The sequence below is a fragment of the Pseudomonas sp. SJZ077 genome (assembly GCF_007993905.1).
In the GTDB taxonomy this organism is placed as follows: domain Bacteria; phylum Pseudomonadota; class Gammaproteobacteria; order Pseudomonadales; family Pseudomonadaceae; genus Aquipseudomonas; species Aquipseudomonas mandelii.
Genome location: NZ_VIUJ01000008.1, coordinates 125,461 through 142,532 on the forward strand (window position 1 = coordinate 125,461; position 17,072 = coordinate 142,532).

At 60.6% G+C, this 17,072-nt stretch carries 17 protein-coding genes; 10 read left to right on the top strand and 7 right to left on the bottom strand.

Going from position 1 to position 17,072, the window contains the following annotated elements:
• Positions 1-2: 2 nt before the first annotated feature.
• The 3 genes from FBY01_RS14425 to FBY01_RS14440 form a co-directional block, all read right to left on the bottom strand.
• Complete coding sequence (locus tag FBY01_RS14425; protein ID WP_145308288.1) at positions 3-635, bottom strand: PQQ-binding-like beta-propeller repeat protein; 633 nt, start codon at positions 633-635, stop codon at positions 3-5.
• Between the two features lie 35 nt (positions 636-670).
• Positions 671-1,891 (bottom strand): helix-turn-helix domain-containing protein, encoded by a 1,221-nt coding sequence (locus tag FBY01_RS14430; protein WP_145308286.1) that lies wholly within the window; start codon positions 1,889-1,891, stop codon positions 671-673.
• 189 nt (positions 1,892-2,080) lie between these two features.
• Entirely contained in the window at positions 2,081-2,911 is an 831-nt protein-coding gene (locus FBY01_RS14440) for an AraC family transcriptional regulator (protein WP_102595029.1), read from the bottom strand.
• A gap of 136 nt (positions 2,912-3,047) precedes the next feature.
• Between FBY01_RS14440 and FBY01_RS14445 the strand changes: the two genes are divergently transcribed.
• The 3 genes from FBY01_RS14445 (at position 3,048) to FBY01_RS14455 (ending at position 4,426) form a co-directional block, all read left to right on the top strand.
• On the top strand, positions 3,048-3,566 hold the full coding sequence (locus FBY01_RS14445; protein ID WP_145308284.1) for a carboxymuconolactone decarboxylase family protein: 519 nt from the start codon (positions 3,048-3,050) through the stop codon (positions 3,564-3,566).
• Between the two features lie 30 nt (positions 3,567-3,596).
• A complete protein-coding gene (gene grxC / locus FBY01_RS14450) occupies positions 3,597-3,848 on the top strand; it encodes a glutaredoxin 3 (RefSeq protein ID WP_145308282.1) in 252 nt (83 codons plus the stop codon).
• Positions 3,849-3,994: 146 nt separating this feature from the next.
• A complete protein-coding gene (locus tag FBY01_RS14455) occupies positions 3,995-4,426 on the top strand; it encodes a nuclear transport factor 2 family protein (RefSeq protein WP_102595028.1) in 432 nt (143 codons plus the stop codon).
• Positions 4,427-4,499: 73 nt separating this feature from the next.
• On the opposite strand, the gene FBY01_RS14460 is transcribed toward FBY01_RS14455, so the two are convergent.
• The gene (locus FBY01_RS14460; RefSeq protein WP_010455468.1) at positions 4,500-5,705 is read right to left on the bottom strand and encodes an NAD(P)/FAD-dependent oxidoreductase; all 1,206 of its coding nucleotides are present in this window, start codon (positions 5,703-5,705) and stop codon (positions 4,500-4,502) included.
• 256 nt (positions 5,706-5,961) lie between these two features.
• On the opposite strand from FBY01_RS14460, the gene FBY01_RS14465 reads away from it, so the two are divergent.
• The 6 genes from FBY01_RS14465 to FBY01_RS14490 all read left to right on the top strand — a co-directional run bounded on the left by FBY01_RS14465 (position 5,962) and on the right by FBY01_RS14490 (position 11,401).
• The gene (locus tag FBY01_RS14465; RefSeq protein ID WP_102595026.1) at positions 5,962-6,531 is read left to right on the top strand and encodes an Rrf2 family transcriptional regulator; all 570 of its coding nucleotides are present in this window, start codon (positions 5,962-5,964) and stop codon (positions 6,529-6,531) included.
• 33 nt (positions 6,532-6,564) lie between these two features.
• A complete protein-coding gene (locus tag FBY01_RS14470; RefSeq protein ID WP_010455472.1) occupies positions 6,565-6,966 on the top strand; it encodes a hypothetical protein in 402 nt (133 codons plus the stop codon).
• Between the two features lie 11 nt (positions 6,967-6,977).
• Positions 6,978-7,517, top strand: a complete 540-nt coding sequence (locus FBY01_RS14475) for an HD domain-containing protein (protein ID WP_145308280.1) — start codon at positions 6,978-6,980, stop codon at positions 7,515-7,517.
• A gap of 207 nt (positions 7,518-7,724) precedes the next feature.
• A complete protein-coding gene (locus FBY01_RS14480) occupies positions 7,725-9,341 on the top strand; it encodes an arylsulfatase (RefSeq protein WP_083376425.1) in 1,617 nt (538 codons plus the stop codon).
• Positions 9,342-9,409: 68 nt separating this feature from the next.
• Positions 9,410-10,678: an OmpP1/FadL family transporter gene (locus FBY01_RS14485; protein ID WP_145308278.1), complete on the top strand. Its 1,269-nt coding sequence runs from the start codon at positions 9,410-9,412 to the stop codon at positions 10,676-10,678.
• 48 nt (positions 10,679-10,726) lie between these two features.
• On the top strand, positions 10,727-11,401 hold the full coding sequence (locus FBY01_RS14490; protein WP_010455479.1) for a DUF3313 domain-containing protein: 675 nt from the start codon (positions 10,727-10,729) through the stop codon (positions 11,399-11,401).
• Positions 11,402-11,434: 33 nt separating this feature from the next.
• Here the strand turns inward: FBY01_RS14490 and ligD are convergent, their stop codons facing one another.
• The 3 genes from ligD to FBY01_RS14505 are packed head-to-tail and all read right to left on the bottom strand — an operon-like array spanning position 11,435 to position 16,419.
• Positions 11,435-14,035 (bottom strand): DNA ligase D, encoded by a 2,601-nt coding sequence (ligD, locus tag FBY01_RS14495; RefSeq protein ID WP_145308276.1) that lies wholly within the window; start codon positions 14,033-14,035, stop codon positions 11,435-11,437.
• Positions 14,032-15,024 carry a class I SAM-dependent methyltransferase gene (locus tag FBY01_RS14500; protein ID WP_145308274.1) on the bottom strand — a complete coding sequence of 331 codons (993 nt, stop codon included), beginning with the start codon at positions 15,022-15,024 and terminating at the stop codon, positions 14,032-14,034. Before FBY01_RS14500 ends, ligD begins: the two co-directional genes overlap by 4 nt.
• Positions 15,025-15,033: 9 nt before the next feature.
• Entirely contained in the window at positions 15,034-16,419 is a 1,386-nt protein-coding gene (locus FBY01_RS14505; RefSeq protein WP_145308272.1) for an iron-containing redox enzyme family protein, read from the bottom strand.
• Between the two features lie 192 nt (positions 16,420-16,611).
• Here FBY01_RS14505 and FBY01_RS14510 point away from each other — a divergent pair, with 192 nt between their 5' ends.
• On the top strand, positions 16,612-17,052 hold the full coding sequence (locus tag FBY01_RS14510) for a cupin domain-containing protein (RefSeq protein ID WP_077749101.1): 441 nt from the start codon (positions 16,612-16,614) through the stop codon (positions 17,050-17,052).
• The last annotated feature ends 20 nt before the right edge of the window (positions 17,053-17,072 follow it).

A 17,072-nucleotide genomic window follows, 5' to 3' on the forward strand; every position in this document is an offset into this window, starting at 1 on the left:
GATCAGGCGGGCCGACGAACGGCCCTCACCTTGCCACTATTGCCTCCGCCGCAAAAAAATCGGTCCGCACCGTCGGACTCAAGCCCTGACACGCCGACGCCGGTTGGTAGCGTGAGGCTTTCCAGCACCTCGCCGGTGTTCGGGTCTACTCGCCGCAATTCACCTTCCTCTCCTTCCCAAGTGCCGTGCCACAGCGCGCCTTCCACCCAGGTCACCCCGGTGACGAAACGGTTGGACTCGATCGTGCGAAGAATCTTGCCGGTGTCGGGGTCGATTTGATGGATCTTGCGTTCGCGATACTGGCCCACCCAAAGCGTGCCTTCAGCCCAGGCGAGCCCTGAGTCGCCCCCACCGCCAGGCGCCGGAATGGTGCGGAGTACACGACCATTCGAAGGATCGATCTTCTGGATGCGATCCTCGGCGATCTGGTACAGGTGCCGGCCGTCAAAGGCTGTTCCGGCATGCGCGGCGACATCGATGGAACGAGGCGTCTTACCGCTTACAGGGTCGAGGGCGTTGAGTTTTTCTCCGGAGGCGAACCAGACGTGCTCGCCGTCATAAGAAACGCCATGCACGGCGTCGACGCCCGGAAAGGGTCCGTATTCGTGGATGATCTCGGCAGATGATTGCTTCATGGTTGCATCCTCTTCGTTGGGTGGTGAGATGGATCCTAGTCACCCGGCACCCAAGCTGTGAGTAACAAAGTCGTCGCGAATCCAGACAGCGGCGGCGTCATCCAGCGCCGGGCGCGCCCGCGACCAAACGATTGCACTTTGCCGGCGCTTGCCAGCGAATCGAGGGCCCGTTGCACCGTGCGTTGACTGGCCTTCAGCGTCAGGGCCAGCGCCGAGCTCGACCACGATTCGCCGTCGGCCAGGAAGGCCAGCAGCGCCGCCTGGGGCTCTTCGACGGGCCACGCCAGCACCACAACGTCATCAGCACTCTCAGGTTGCAGCGCAAACCCGCGTTTCGTCGCACTGATACCGGCCAGAGGTTTCAGCGCTTTGCGAAGCCGACCGATTTCGACGCGCAGTCTGGCGCGATGGGATTCATCGGTGAGCTTCTGGCGAAAGGCCTGGGTGATCAGTGTTTCCCGCGCCACATCCTCGGGCCAGGCTTCGGCCAACGCCCGCACGAGGGTGAACAACACCGGTCGTTTGGCCAGGGACACCGACATCCCCGCGCCGCGCACGCCGTATCGGCACGCGTCGACGACCAGAGACGGTGAACTCAGCAATGCTTCCACCTCATCCAGCCGCAGGGGGCGTTCTTCACCCCGGGCAATCAGTCGCGCAGCGGGCGTGTCGAGGACTTGAGCGGCGTGTTCAACTTCGGCGGTGAGCGCGGGAATACCGGCGTCTGAGGCCGCACGTTCGGCCCTTTCGAGCGCAGACCGTGCCCTTCTTGTTTCGAGTCGCCGCACGGCGATCCCGGCCACCACTAATTCATGAACGACGCGCAATGCCGGCGGCAGCGGTGCGGGGTCGAGCTCGGCGAGCAAACGGTCGACCTCATCCAGACGCCCGATCAACAACAAACGTCGAACCTGCAAATACCGCGCATGGGCCGCATTCGCGCCATCGCCATGCGCCTGCAAGGTCACTCGCGCCGCTTCGAGCGCCTTCACCGGCCAGCCGAGATCCCGTGAAGCCAGGGCGATTTCGGCCTCGGCGACCACGCACCGCGCCCGGGCCACAGGCGCTTTCGGACCAAAGGCGCGTGCGGCGCTGCGCACCAACGCCTTGGCCCGGACCAGATCGCCCAATTGCGCCATGGCGATGCCGCGAAGCGCCAGCGCAGGGGCATCGTCGCGCAAGGCAACCCGGTTCAGCGCACCGAGGGGATCGCCCGCCGCGAGTGCGTGCGCTGCGGCGGTGATCAGTGAGTCCATTTAAATTGCGCCACAGGTGTCACTCCCACGGTTCGGTGCCCGTAGATGAGTCTATCTCACGCCCACCCAACCTGTGGGAGCGAGCCTGCTCGCGAAAGCGGTGGGTCAGGCGCTATCGATGTTGGATGTGCCGACCTCTTCGCGAGCAGGCTCGCTCCTACAGGGAACGTGCTTGACCAACGGGGGTGGTCACCGCGGGCGTTTGGCGTCTTGCAGCCACTCGCGCGGGCTGGCACCGGTTTTACGACGAAACGCCCGGGCCAGCGCCGAGGGGCTTTCGTAGCCGACTTCATCGGCGATCAGCGCGATGGACCTGCCCTCACGCAAGCGTTTCTGCGCCAGGCTGATCCGCCAACTCACCAGATAGTCGACCGGCGTCTGCCCCACCACCGAACGAAAGTAGTCGGCGAAACTGGCCCGGGACATATTGGCTGCCGCCGACAGCTCGGCCACGGTCCAGGCCTTGCCGGGCGCGTCGTGCATCAGGCTCAAGGGGCGCGCCAGGCGTGGGTCGGCGAGACCGGCCATCATCCCGGGCGTCTGGTCACGGCTGGTCAGGATGTGCCGCAACAACTGAATCACCAGCAGTTCGAACAGCCGATCCATCATCGCTTCGCGACCACAAATGCCGCCGAACGCCTCGCTGAACAGCCAGTCCAGCGTGCCGGCCAGGGTCGGGATGCTGTCGAGTTTGAGCACCAGGTATTCAGGCAGCGCAGCCGCCAGGGCGTTGCCCGCCCCACCGTCGAACTCCAGAGAGGCGCACACCAATTGAGTGCCCGACGCTTCGCTGGCGAACAAGCGGTGACGATAAGGTCGCGGGAAAAAAATCAGCGTCGGTTCATTGAGCTGCAGGACTCGCTCATCAGCCAGTTTGAGCGTCAGTTCGCCAGCCTGAAGCAAATGCAGGTGCCCGGTGGCCTGTTCGCCATCGAAGGACGTGACGCCGCAAAAATCGCCACTGTGGAAAGTGCCGGCACTGACACCGAAATGCGTGAGCAAGGTGGACAAGCGATCCATGGAACGACTCCCCGGGGAACAGATCTGGACGATCTGTCGCATATCCTCGACGATTTGCACCCTTAAGGCCAGCAATGATCCATAGCATGGACCCCGTACCCAGCGCATACCGCGCTTGAATCGACGGAGTCTCAACATGAGCCGCATCGCCCCCCTGAACCTTGAACACGCCACCGACACCACTCGCCCGCTGCTGGAAGGCGTGCAGAAAAAAATCGGCTTTTTGCCCAATGTCTTCAAGACGCTGGCAATCGCCCCCGCCGTCCTGTCGGCCTATCTGCAACAGTCGGTGGCCTTGGGCAAAACATCCCTGAGCGCCCCTGAAAAAGAAGCCATCTTTCTCGCCACTTCGCAGGTCAACGGTTGCGACTACTGCCTGGCGGCGCACACCGTATTTGCCGGCAAGGCCGGGCTGTCCGCGCAAGACATCGTCAGTGCTCGACACGGTCAACTCAACGCATTTGCCACGCTAGCCCGGCAAATTACCGAAAGTCGCGGCCACCTGAGTGACGAGCAGATTGAAGCGGCGCGTGCAGCCGGCATCACCGATGCCAAGATCATCGAGGTGGTCGCCCACATTGCCTCGCAGACGCTGACCAACTACCTCAACAACCTGGCCCTGACCGACATCGACTTCCCTGCCATCGATGCTTGAGGCGGATGTCTGACCCGAGGAGTACACCCCATGAGCACTGTGACGCTTTACACCACCGACACCTGCCCTTATTGCCGCAATGCCAAGGCGCTGCTGGCCAGCAAAGGCATCGCCAGCCAGGAGATCAATGTTCAATCGGACCCCGGAAAATTCCAGGAAATGCTCACCCGCAACGGTCGTCGCAGCGTGCCGCAGATATTCATCGGTGACACCCATGTCGGAGGCTTCGACGACCTGGCCAAACTGGACCGTCAAGGTGTCCTGCTATCGATGCTGGCCTGAAGCTGCAATCCAAACCCCCTCCCTTTAACCGGCAAGACTTCTATCTGCCCGTAGAAGTCTTGCCACGTCGTTTTGCCACTATTCATTAAATTTCTGCTAGGTTGTACGATGACCGATGAGTCATTCATAACAACAAGGAACTACCCATGAAAAAAGTGAAAGTGCTGATTGGTTTTCTGTGCCTCTTCAGTGGCTACGTGATGGCAGCCCCTGCTCCGGGCGAGAAGGATGTGGCGCAGGCGGTGGACCATCTGACGCAAGCCATGCTCAACAAGAACATCCCCGAACTGAAAGCGCTTACTGCTGAGAACCTGACCTACGGCCACTCGAGCGGCAAGGTCCAGGACAAGAAAGACTTCATCGCCGATATCGAAACGGGCAAGAGCGCTTTCAAAACCCTGGAAATGCAGAACCAGACCATCACCGTCTCGGGTGATGTAGCGCTGGTTCGTCATCATTTTTCGGCACAGGCGATCAAGGGCACCGAGGTGGTCCCGACTGAAATCGAAAACTTCCAGATCTGGCAAAAGAAGGCTGGCAAATGGTTGCTGGTAGGCCGGCAAGCCTTCCGCATCTGAATAAAAAAATCCCGCTCAAGGTGACTTGAGCGGGATTTTTTCATGCAGGCAGCCTTATCGAGACAGCTGCTTATCAGGCCACAACCGGAATCATCGGGTCCGCAGCCGCCAGCGCAGTTGCGCGGTCAGCGGCCGGCGGATAGATCCACACCGTATTGATCTGGGTCTTCAGCGATTTGCCTTCCTCCTTGACCAGTTTGACCTGGCGATCCCAACCCTCGGTGTACACCGCGCCCCACGCGCCCAGATCCAGACAGGTAACGTACTTGGGCTGGCTGTACGCCTTCGGCGCCACGCCCAGGATTTGCGCAGCGACGTTGTTGCCGGCATGACGGCCCAGCGAGATCGCGTGCTGGCAGGTCATCATGGCGTAGTTGCCGATGTCATCCGCGGCGGCATAAGCCACATCACCGGTGGCAAAGATGTCGTCCTGACCGATGACTTTCAGGTGGGCGTCAACGTGCAGGCGACCGAGGTGGTCGCGTTCGGCCGGGATCTGCTCGGTCAGCGAGCTTGCCCGCACCCCGGTGGTCCAGACCACAGTCTTGGCGTCGATGCGTTGGCCATCGGCCAGGGTCACACCGTTTTCATCGACAGCAACGACTGACGACTTCAAGCGCCATTTCACGCCCAGCTCAGTGCTGGCTTCGGCGATCGACTGGCTGATTTCGCTGCCCATGGACGCCCCGACTTTTTCACCGCGATCGACAATGATCACTTCAATGTCAGCGTCCTCGCCGAGGATGGCCCGCAGACGCGCCGGCATTTCAGTCGCCGTTTCAATCCCGGTAAAGCCGCCACCGGCCACAACCACGGTGTTTCGAGCTTTACTTTGCGGCAGGTTGGCCAGGGATTTCAGATGGTTTTCCAGGCGTATCGCCTGTTCAATCTGGTCCACGTCAAAGGCGTGTTGGGCCACGCCCGGAGTGTTGGGCAACGCGAGACCGCTGCCGGTGGCCAGAACGAGTTTGTCGTAGCTGCACACCTGTTCGGCACCCGATGCATCGGTGTAGCCGACTTGTTTTTGCTGCACGTCGATGGATTGCGCTGCGCCCTTGATGAACTTCACACCGACGGCATCGAACAGGTCGCCAAGGGGTGCCGCCAGTTGATGAGCATTCGGCTCGTAGAAGCGTGGACGCACCCGCAGCTCGGCCTGAGGCGCCAGTACCGTGACGTCTACGTGGTTGTGATCATGGATGTCCAACAGGCGCGTGGCGCTCAATGCCGTCCACATGCCACCGAAACCTGCGCCGATGACCAGAATGTGCTGTTTCATTGTTTTAACTCCGAAGAAGACCAAAGACTGAACTCGTCGCCGAGCTGACAACGGCGACTATAGTGATCCGAGTTACAAGACACAACAACCTTCTATCGATGGTTATCATCACACATTCAGATACCTCGACAATCCAGACACAAGCTTCTATCCATATGCAGCACAGGACAGACAGGCGATCTAGGCATACCGATGCTTCGTTGCACCCCTGACAATCGGCTGGTAACATTGGCGACTCATTCAGTCGGAGATAACCATGTCTCTCTACAGCGCGGGCGTTGAGTACGGCATTCACTGCCTGCTTTTTCTGGTGGGCGATTACGGCGACAGCCGTGAGGCAAGCGTGCGCGACCTCGCTGAGCTGCAAGGCGTGCCGCTGGACTACCTGGCGAAAATTTTCACCAAACTGGCCAAGGCCAAACTGGTGGTCGCGACCGAGGGCGTGCGCGGCGGGTTCAAACTGGCGCGGCCGGCGGACGAAATCAGCGTGCTGGACATCGTCAACGCCATTGATGGCCAGAAGCTCATCTTCGATTGCCGTGATATCCGTGGGCGTTGCGCGCTGTTTGAAGGCTCCCCGCCGACGTGGGCAGTGGAAGGTCATTGCTCGGTTCACGCCGTCATGATGACCGCGCAGAAACGCATGGAAGACGCCCTCGCCCAGCAGACCATTCTCGACCTTGCCCGCAGGGTCGGACGTAAAGCCCCGGCCGAGTTCGGCGCCCAGGTGGACAACTGGATCAATGATCGTCGGGAAAGGAAAACGGTGACCGGCACTCAGCCCGACGGCGAACAGATCATCCCGGTGACCGATATTTCCGACTGACGATTCGTCTGGGGCGCTCTATGATTAAGGCCCATGACGACCTCTGCTCCGATCCGCTCACCCTGCCCGCCCGGCGCCTGCATCTGCGGGCGAGACCCGTTGCTGGAAACACCGGGCGCGGACGTGCGCATCCTGTTTCTGACCCGACAGGAAGAAAAGCGTCTGCTCGATCGTCTGGAAAACCTGGAAAGCCTGGCTGACCTCGAACGCTTGCAAAACCGCATGTACGCACAACTGGGCATCCGTGTGGACATCGTCCCCAGCTTCAATGAAGTGCGTACCATGCGCGGCATCGGCATCACCCTCGGCGAGTTGCCGGGCTTGTGCCGCAAGACCCGCCAGTCGATCCCCGCCGCGATTCGCCGCAGCCTGGAGAAACGCCCGGAGATCGCCTTCGAGATCCTCAACGCCAATGACCTGTTGCGCGACGCGTGAGGTCCGTACCGATGAATCCCCTTCTCGAATTCCCCGTGACCGACGAAATACTGACGTCCTACGCCCTGGCGATCGGTGCCGATTTGTTGGGTTATCGCAATCACATTTACCGGGTGCTGAACTTCTACCGCGCGATCAGCGGCATTGAAGGCCTGCCCTCCGAAGCCGTGCAGATCGCCGGGGCGTTTCACGACCTGGGCATCTGGACCGATCAAACCATTGATTACCTGGAACCCTCGGTGCGCCTGGCCACCGACTACCTCGCCAATCGGCAACTGTCGCACTTGAGCGGCGAAGTGACGGCACTGATCCTCGAACACCACAAAGTGCGGTCCTATGCTGCCGACCATGCGCTCAGCGTCGAGCCCTTCCGACGCGCCGATATCATTGACGTGTCGCTCGGCCTGCTGACGTTCGGCCTGCCGCGGGCCTACATCAAAACGGTGAAGTCGGCACTGCCCAATCATGGTTTTCACGGGATGCTGCTCCGGCAAACCGCACGGCAATTCCTGCGCTCCCCGCTCAAACCGCTGCCAATGTTTCGCTGGTGATGGAGTCGTCGGGCAGGGATTGGTGCGAAAAGATCAGTTGAATCCGGCCATCGCCGACCACGCTGTAAAGCTCATGAGACAGCTGCACATCACTGTCAATTACTACTGGATATTTCCCAGTTCATACCTACGCTCTTTCGGGGGATACCCATTTAAAAAAGGTCGGGGGGCCTGACTTCGGTACTTATCAGTACGCAGGAGCTGCTCATGAACCAGACAAAATTAACCCGGTTGTTTGCTGTTTCAATGTTGTTGTCTGCAATGGTTCTACCCGGCATCACCCAAGCGGCCGACAAACCCGCCCCCAACATCGTGGTCATCATGGGCGACGATATTGGCTGGTCCAATATCGGCGTCTACAACCAGGGCATGATGGCCGGCCGGACCCCCAACCTCGACCAGCTCGCTGCAGAAGGCATGCGCTTTACCGACTACTACGCCGAAGCCAGTTGCACCGCCGGGCGTGCCAATTTCATTACCGGTGAACTGCCGATCCGTACCGGCATGACCACGGTCGGCCAGGCCGGCTCACCTGTCGGTATTCCCGCTGAAGCGGTCACCATTGCCACCGCGCTCAAGGCCATGGGTTACTCCACTGGCCAGTTTGGCAAAAACCATCTGGGCGACTTGAACGAATTTCTGCCCACCGCGCACGGGTTCGACGAGTTCTTCGGTTACCTCTATCACCTCGACGCCATGGAAGACCCGGCACACCCCAATTATCCGCAAGAACTTCTGGCCACCGTTGGCCCGCGCAACATGGTCCACAGCTGGGCGACCACCACCGACGATACGACGGTGATGCCGCGCTGGGGCAAGGTCGGCAAACAGAAAATCGAAGACGCCGGTACGCTCTATCCCGAGCGGATGAAAACCGTCGACGACGAAATCCGCGACAAGGCTTTCACCTTCATCGACAAGGCCAAGACCGATAACAAACCGTTCTTCCTGTGGCTGAACCCGACCCGCATGCACATCGTCACGCACCTGTCCGACAAGTACGAAGCGATGCGCAATTCGCAGAATGGCTGGTCGGAGCAGGAAGCCGGCATGGCGCAGCTCGATGACATCGTCGGCGACGTCATGGCCAAGCTGAAAAAAGACGGCATGGATGACAACACCATCGTGATTTTCACCACCGACAACGGCGCGGAAAACTTCACCTGGCCGGATGGCGGCACCACACCGTTCGCCATGGGCAAAGGCACCGTGATGGAAGGTGGCTTCAGGGTTCCGGCGATCGTTCGCTGGCCTGGCAACGTACCGGCCAACACCGTGGCCAATGGCATCATGTCCGGCCTGGACTGGTTCCCGACCCTCGTTGCCGCCGCCGGCAACCCGAACATCGCCACCGAGCTGCTCAAGGGCAAGCAATTGGGCGACAGAACGTACAAGGTCCACCTCGATGGCTATGACCAGACACCGATGATCACCGGTAAAGGTCCGTCGAACCGGCATGAAGTTTTCTACTTCGGCGAAAGTACGCTGGGTGCGATCCGTATCGATGACTTCAAGTACCGCTTCATCGATCAGCCCGGTGGCTGGCTGGGGGCTAAGGTCACGCTGGACATGCCGGTCCTGACCAACCTGCGGCTCGACCCGTTCGAACGCGCCGGGTGGCCGGAAAACATGGCAGCCAGTGGCTCACTGGAGTACTTCGAGTGGTTCAAGTTCCAGTTCTGGCGCTTTGTGTTTGTACAGCAGCAGGTGGTCAAACTGGCTGAAACGGCGGTTGAGTTCCCACCCATGCAAAAAGGCGCGAGCTTTAACCTGGAAGCGGTCAAAGCCAGGATCGAAGCGGCCCGGGCGGCCATGGCCAAGTAGACAGGCGAATACACGGGTGGCGGCTGCCAGCCACCCGCGTTCATGACGGACATCCGCTGAGGTGATCCATGCAATTAAAAACAGCCGTCCTACCCGCCTTCACCCTGTTTGCGCTGTGCTACCAGCAGGCCCAGGCCGGCGGCATCATGCTCTATGAAATCGGCACCGATAACGTGGGGCTTGCCAACGCCGGTGCCGCCGCCCGTGCACAAGGCCCTTCCACCATCGCCAGCAATCCGGCGGGCATGAGTTATCTGCCAGGTACGCAAATTACCGGCGGATTGCAGGTGCTCTACGGCGACCTGAGCTTTGATCGTGACTCAAACACCAACGGCACGGGCAGCGGCAGTGGCAATGCCTTCGACCCGATTCCCGGCGGCAGCTTTTTCATCAGCCATCAATTCGATGACCACTGGAGCGTCGGTTTCGGCAATTACGGCGACTTCGGGTTGGCGGCCAACTACGACAACGACTGGTCCGGGCGCTATTTTGCGCAGAACGTCAGCCTCGCCGGTTTGTCGTTTGTGCCCAGCGTGGCGTATCGCTTCGATGATCAATGGTCGGTGGGCGTCGGTGTGAAAGCCATGTACGGCATGCTGCAAGCGCAAACCGCGATCGATCGTTCACCCTTTGGCTTCACCGACCGCAGCGACGGCCAGTTCAAGTACAAAGACAACGATTGGGGTTTTGGGGCGAATGTGGGAGTGATCTACGCCCCGCAACCCGGCACCCGTATTGGCCTGGCCTACACCAGCAAGGTCGATCTGGACTTCGAAGACCGGCTGGATGTGAAAGGCGACGGCCGTTTGCTGGAGCGCGTCAACAACACCAATACCCAACTCGACATGACCGTGCCGCAAACCGCGACCCTGAGCCTGTTCCAGCAACTCGACCCGCGATGGGCCTTGCTCGCCTCCGTCAACTGGCAGGACTGGTCCGAGTTCGGCGATATCGCGGTGCAAGTCGACACCACCGCAGTCGGTTCACAATCGACCACCGTCGACGCCCATTTCAAAGACACCTGGCAACTGGCCCTGGGCGCGCAGTACCAGGCCACCCCGCAGCTGTTGTGGAATTTCGGCGTGGCTTACGACAGCAGCGCCGTTTCCGACGGCAACCGCACATTTACCGTGCCCATGGACGAATCCTGGCGCGTTGCGGCTGGGGCCACCTATGCTCTGAACAAGGTCACCGACATTAACGTCAGCTGGGCCATGGTCTGGCTTGGCGACATGCCGGTGGACCAGACCAAGTCCACGTCGGGCACTCGAACTTCCGGTCAATTCGACAAGGCCTGGATTCAAGCGGTGACCGGAAACATGACCTGGCGTTTTTGATGCCTGCAATCGAAAAAAAAAGACAACCCCCATGGAGCACACACCACAATGAACCTGTCCCGGAAATTATTCATCGGCGTCGCATTGACCAGTCTGCTACTCGGGGGCTGCACCTCGAAAGTCACCGAAAAAGACCAGTACTCGGGCTTCCTTACCGACTACAACAACTTGCAGCAAGTCACCACCACCAGTGGCGAAACCGCGATGCGCTGGGTGAGCCCGTCCTGGAATCCAAACGCCTACGACACCGTGGTCTTCAACAAACTGGAGCTCTATCCGGCGCCCAAGCCGACCGAGCGGGTCAATCGGCAAACCCTGGATGAACTGCAGAACTACATGACCAGCAAGGTCAAAGGTGTGTTGGGGCAGAAATACCGCGTGGTATCGAGCGAACAATCAGCGCCGGGCGGTTCAAAAAAACTGATCATGCGCGCGGCGATCACCGGGGTGAATGCCGAAAACGAAGGCATGAGATGGTATGAAGTGGTGCCTGTCGCGGCCGTTGTCGGTGGTGTTTCCGCTGCCAGCGGGCATCGGGATCAGGACTCCACGTTGTTCATCGAGGCCGAGTTTAAAGACGCCAGCACCAACCAGACCGTGGCCAAAGTCGTGCGCAAAGTCTTCGGCAGCACGCTGTCCAATGCCAGCCAGGAAATCACCGCCAAAGACTTCAAAGTGGCGATCGACAAACTGGCCAGCGATTTGCAGGCGTTTGTCCGGTAGCGGCAGCTGCAAAGAACGCGACTAACCAAGACGCTATTTTTTCATTCCGACCCGCCGACGCATGTCGGCGGTGATGGTTTGCCGGGTTTTCTTCAAGTCCGCCCAAGGTTCATCACCCACTTCAGCCAGTCGTTCCTGCACGTTGTGGATATTCCACTGATTACCGCCCTTGAGCTCTGCCACCTCTTCCCGAAAAATCGGCACTGACACCGGCAACCCTTCGCGGGTGCGGGCGGCATAGGCGCAGATGGTAGTGGCACCCAGTCCATTGCGCAGGTAATCGATGAAGATCCGCCCGACGCGATTCTTCGGCCCTGACACCGCCGAAAAGCGCTCCGGCAGCAACTTCGCCATGTGACTGACAATTGCGTGGCTGAAGTCCTTCACCTCGTCCCAACCGTGCTTTCGGGTCAGCGGCACCACCAGGTGAATCCCCTTGCCGCCGCTGGTCTTGAGGAAGGCCTTGAGCCCCAGTTCATCCAGTACCGACAGCGTCAGCTGAGTCGCCTCGACCATGCTTTTCCACGGCAGCGCCGGGTCCGGATCGAGGTCGAGAACGAAGCGGTCAGGTTTGTCGAGATTCTCCGTGGTAGCGTTCCAGGTGTGCAGTTCCACCGTGCTCATCTGCACGGCGCCAATCAGCGCTTCGGCGTTGTTGATGATCATCACCGGTTGGCCGGTGACGTCCTTGTCCAGCGTGGTGATGCCCGGAATGGCCAGGCGCTCGGCGTTTTTCTGGAAGAACAGCTCGCCGGCGATCCCGTCCGGGGCGCGCACCAGCGCCACCGGCCGATCCTTGAGCTCGGGCAGAATCCATTCGGCGACGCTGGCGTAATACTCCGCCAGCTGCACTTTGGTGGTGCCGCTGCTCGCATCGATCACACGGTCCGGGTGGGTGATGCGCACTTTGCCGTCGCCGAGGCCGACTTGTGAGGGCGCGGGCGCTGCCTTGGCCGGTTTCTTTTTCGTCGCGGTGGCCGGTTTGTCAGCGGCGGATTTCCTGCTGGTCTGGGCTTTCACGGCTTTCGCACGCTCCTCGGTGATGTCTTCGGCGGGTTTGTCATCGCGCAAGCCATGGAATACGGCATGGCGCACCGACCCGTCCTTGGTCATCTCGGCGAACGCGACTTCGGCGAGCAACACCGGTTTGAGCCAATGCACACCCTTGGCGTCGAAACCGGTCGGCGGATTGACCACCGCCGGTTTTTTCACCTGCAACGGTTTGAGCTGTTCATAAATGTGCTTGAGCGTGGTCTCGTTGAAACCGGTGCCGACCTTGCCAGCGTAGCGCAACTCGCCACTGTCCCGGTCATGCAATCCCAACAGCAGCGCGCCGAAGGCATTGCGCGCACCTTGGGGATCGGTGAACCCGACCACGACGAATTCCTGCCGATGTTTGCACTTGAGCTTGATCCAGTCACTGCTGCGCCGTGACACATAAGGCGACCCCAGTCGCTTGCCGATCAGCCCTTCCATCTGCATTTGGCAGGCACTGTTGAGCAAGGCTTCCGGCTCCTCGCCGAACGCGTCGGAGAAGCGCAGCAAAGGATCTTTATTGGGTTTGAGTACCGTCGCCAGCGCGACCCGCCGCTCCTCGACCGGCACCTCGCGCAGGTCCACGCCATTGAGGTAAGGCATGTCGAACAGGTAATAAAGGATGTTGCCGCTGCGATTGGATTCAAAGGCATTTTGCAGCGCCTGAAAGTCCGGCACACCCTGCTCGTTAGCCACCACCATCTCACCGTCGAGCCAGGCTGACTCCAGGCCCAGAGCGGCCAGCGCCTCGGCCTGTTTCGGCAATTTGTGGGTCCAGTCGTGGCCGTTGCGGGTGAAGAGTTTCACCTCGTCGTGGTCGATGCGCGCCATGATCCGGTAGCCGTCGAACTTGATCTCATAGCTCCACTCGCCCGGCGGGGCTTTTTCCACCAGCGTCGCCAATTCCGGTTTGAGCTGGTCGGGCAGCCTGGCCTTGTGAGCCCCGGTGAGTTGGGCCGACTGCTGTTTAGCCGCGACCTTGCGCGCTGGCTTCTTTACCGGCTTGGGCTTGGCGGCGGTCTTGGCCTTTTTGGGGACAATGGTGCGGTCACTGAGCACGCTGTCGGGCTCGGCGGCGACCACGTCGTAATCACTCTCGGGTTTCGCCGCGCTGTCCTGATGCTTGATCAGAAACCACTGCTCCTGCTTGCCCGGCATGTGCGTGCGAACCAGGTTCCACAAGCCGCCGAGTTTCTCGCCCTGGAGCTCGAACTTGAGCTTGCCTTTGGCATAGGCCTTGGCCGGATCTTCCTGGGGGATCCACACGCCCCGGTCCCAGACAATCACATCGCCGGCACCGTAATGCCCTTCGGGAATGCTGCCCTCGAACGTGGCGTAATCGATCGGATGGTCTTCAACGTGGACCGCCAGGCGCTTGACCTTGGGGTCTAGCGAGGGGCCTTTCGGCACGGCCCAGCTTTTCAGTGCGCCATCGAGTTCCAGGCGAAAGTCATAGTGCAATCGCGAGGCATCGTGCTTCTGGATACAGAACTGCAAGGCATGGTCTTTCGCAGTTTTCTTGCCTGAACGTTTCGCGGCGGGCTCAGAGGTCGCCGAAAAATCGCGCATGCGGTTGTAATCGTCCAGATTCTTGTTCATGGCGCACCTGCTGGCTCGACGCGTCCCCCAATGCCGGGGCCGATGCGCGTGACGATCAAGGCCACGACCGCAATCCGCTCCACCCGTTGATAGCCGGGCGTCAGCAACTCTTCACCGAACACATCGGGATCGAGTTCGCGATAGGTCCAGCCGAACATCGGCGATTCAAGGCGCGGGGTCAGTGCCTCAAGAAACGGATCCTGGCCATCGATCATTGCCACCCCGGTGTACAGCACTAAACAGCCACCGGGCGCCAGTCGAAGCAACGCCTGCTCGACAATGCGCAACGATAACTGCGCACCGAGAGCGCCGCCACCATGCCGGTAAGCGCGCTCGGTGGGGTCGGCCATGTAGGGCGGGTTGGCGACGATCAGGTCGAACTGGCCGTCGACGTCCTGCAGCACATCGCTGGCCTCGACCGTGACGTTAGCGACTTCCGCCAGGGCCGCGTTGACCGCCGTCAAACGCAGCGCCGCGGGATTGATATCGACGGCCAGCACCTCGGCTTCACGGCGTGCGCGGGCAATCACAATCGCCCCGACACCCGCGCCGCAACCAATGTCGACGGCGCGCCGGATCGGCGCGAAGGATTGTTGAAGATGAGCGTGGATCAGCTGCGCGAACCGGTAGCTGTCCGGTCCGAAAAACACCGCGTCCGCCGCGTCGGTGGGAAACCCCGAGTGCACGAACAGCAAATCATCGAGGCTGGACCAGCGCACACGGCTTTTCAGTCGGCCGTTGCTTTCTTGCAGCACGCCCGCCTCCTGCAACTGCCGCTGTTCATCGGTCGACAGCAGGCCCGGTTCGAATGCGCGCGACCAGCCGAACACGTCGCGCAAGGTCCGGGCGTTTTGCCCAAAGGCACGGTCGTTGACCCGCTGGTGCGTGAGCGGCGTCGGGGTGATAAACCGGTAACCATCGGCCTGCAAACGGCGCCCCAGCTGCACCAGCGCCAGATCGGCAGCGCCCAGTTGTTCTTCCTGATTCATGCCGTGCTCCTATCGCAGGCTGGATTTGAGTTCGATGAACCGTCGCGTGGCCATCAGGCCGGCTGGATGGGAATGCCGATGGGCCGACAACCACGGGATCAGCACCGGCATCTGCTCGTGTGCGGCAAGCCCCTCCAGCGAGGTTTGCAGGCTCTGGATATCCGGGTCGTTGTCGGGCACTGGCAGTTCTGTCGCGACACTCGTGCCTCGGCGGACCGCCGTGGCTGAGCGCTCAGGCGTCCAGTTGCCGGCAATCCAGTCATGCAGCAGCTGTTTTTCATAGGGGCTGAATACGCCGAACATGGCGGCACCATCCCCCTCGATCAACTGCCAGAAGCGACTGGCCTGAGGATCCTGTCCGCGCTTGATCCAGCCTTTTTTTTCCATGGCGGCAAGGAACCCTGGCAACTGCTCCGGCGCGGACAGCCATTGGTTGACGGTCTTGCCTTCAAAACGGCAGTAGTCGGAATGCATGTGCTGGCCGAACGGACGCTTGCGCTCAAGCATGTTGAGCAACTCGGCGTCGAGGTCGAACGACTCGATGATCGCGCGACTGCCCTGCCCCAGATCATTGAGTCGATAGCCCAGCGCAACCCGACGCAGAAAGTCTTCGTGATCGCCTTCCACCGGCAGCAGTTGCAGCACCGACTGCACGGCTTTTTGCGCGTGGCCGGTGCTGGCGTTGTCGATGGTCACGTGCAGGGTGAAGTAATACGGATCGATGCCCAATTCGCTGAGTTCATAGGCGCTGATCAGCAGGTGCAACGGCAGCTGTTCGTAGCCCAGGTTGTAGCCGATCACCTCCGGCAAAAACTCGTCGGCGGATTCGCCCAGCGCCAGTTGTATCGCGCCCTGCAGGTAATGCTCGTCGGCGATCACCCCAGGGTCTTGCAGACCATGTTCGGCGAGCAGCTTGCGGTAGATCACCACATGATTCTGCGCCGGGTTGCCGTCGCCGAGCTCTTCCAGATAGGTGCAGATCAGCCCTTCGAAACGCGGGTCGCGCCACTGACGCAACAGGCCGTACAACCAGGCGCCGTCGACCAGTTTGGTCGGGGCCACGGCTTGCAGGAAAAACAGCGCGTGGGCCTTGTTAGTGAAAAACTGCCGGGGCCCGCCTTCTTTGCGTTGTTGCAGGTAGTCGGCGTATTGGCGGGCAACGTCGACGCTGTGGTGTTCGACGAACGATTGCAGGGCCGACAGGTCCGTTGGCATTTCTTGAGGCAAGTGGGTGGCGTGTTCCAGCTGCACTTCGAGAAAGCTTCGCGCCAGAGCACGCCGTTGCTCGGGGTCGACGCTCAGCATCAGTTGTTCATAGGCTTGTTTAAGGCTCCCGGCGGCCGGGATCGGGTGTTCGTGGGCGGGCCGCGATTCAAGTCGGGTCAGGGCAGTCATGGGCGCATCTCTCGGTCTAAGGCCAGTGGCAGGACGTTGAATCAACACGTCTCTACATCAGCAGAGCGATTTGCCCGGAGAAAAATTCAATCGACGTTGAAATCGCCCTGACGGACGGACCTGTGCAGCACCGCCCGCCCGGTGCACGCGGCCTATAATCAGCGGGCGCGGGGTCATCTTCGGAGAGCAATCATGCGAACGGTGCACGTCATCGAGCAATCGCCGGCACCCGTAAATGTCGTGGGCGAGGCGATCACCATCCTCGCGGGCGGCGACCTCAGCAAGCCCTTTGAGATGCATATCCAGGAAGGCGTGCAAGGCGGTGGGCCGCCGCTGCACTTTCATCCGTGGGACGAGGCGTTCTATGTGGTCGACGGCCAGGTCGAAGTGACCGTGGCGGGCAAGTCCACCACCGTCTCGGCCGGGGGGTATGTGCATATCCCCGGGGGTTCGATTCATGCCTACAAGAACATCAGCCCTACCGCGAAGATGATTGGCGTGGTGTCGGATCCGCGGGGCGGGCAGTTTTTTGCGGCGGTGGATCAATTAAGGGTGCCGGAGGATTTACCGCGGATACTGGAGATTGCCGAAGCGTACGGGGTTATTTTCCTGGTGCCCAAACCGGCAGTTTGACCGCGTTTTCATTCTTCGCT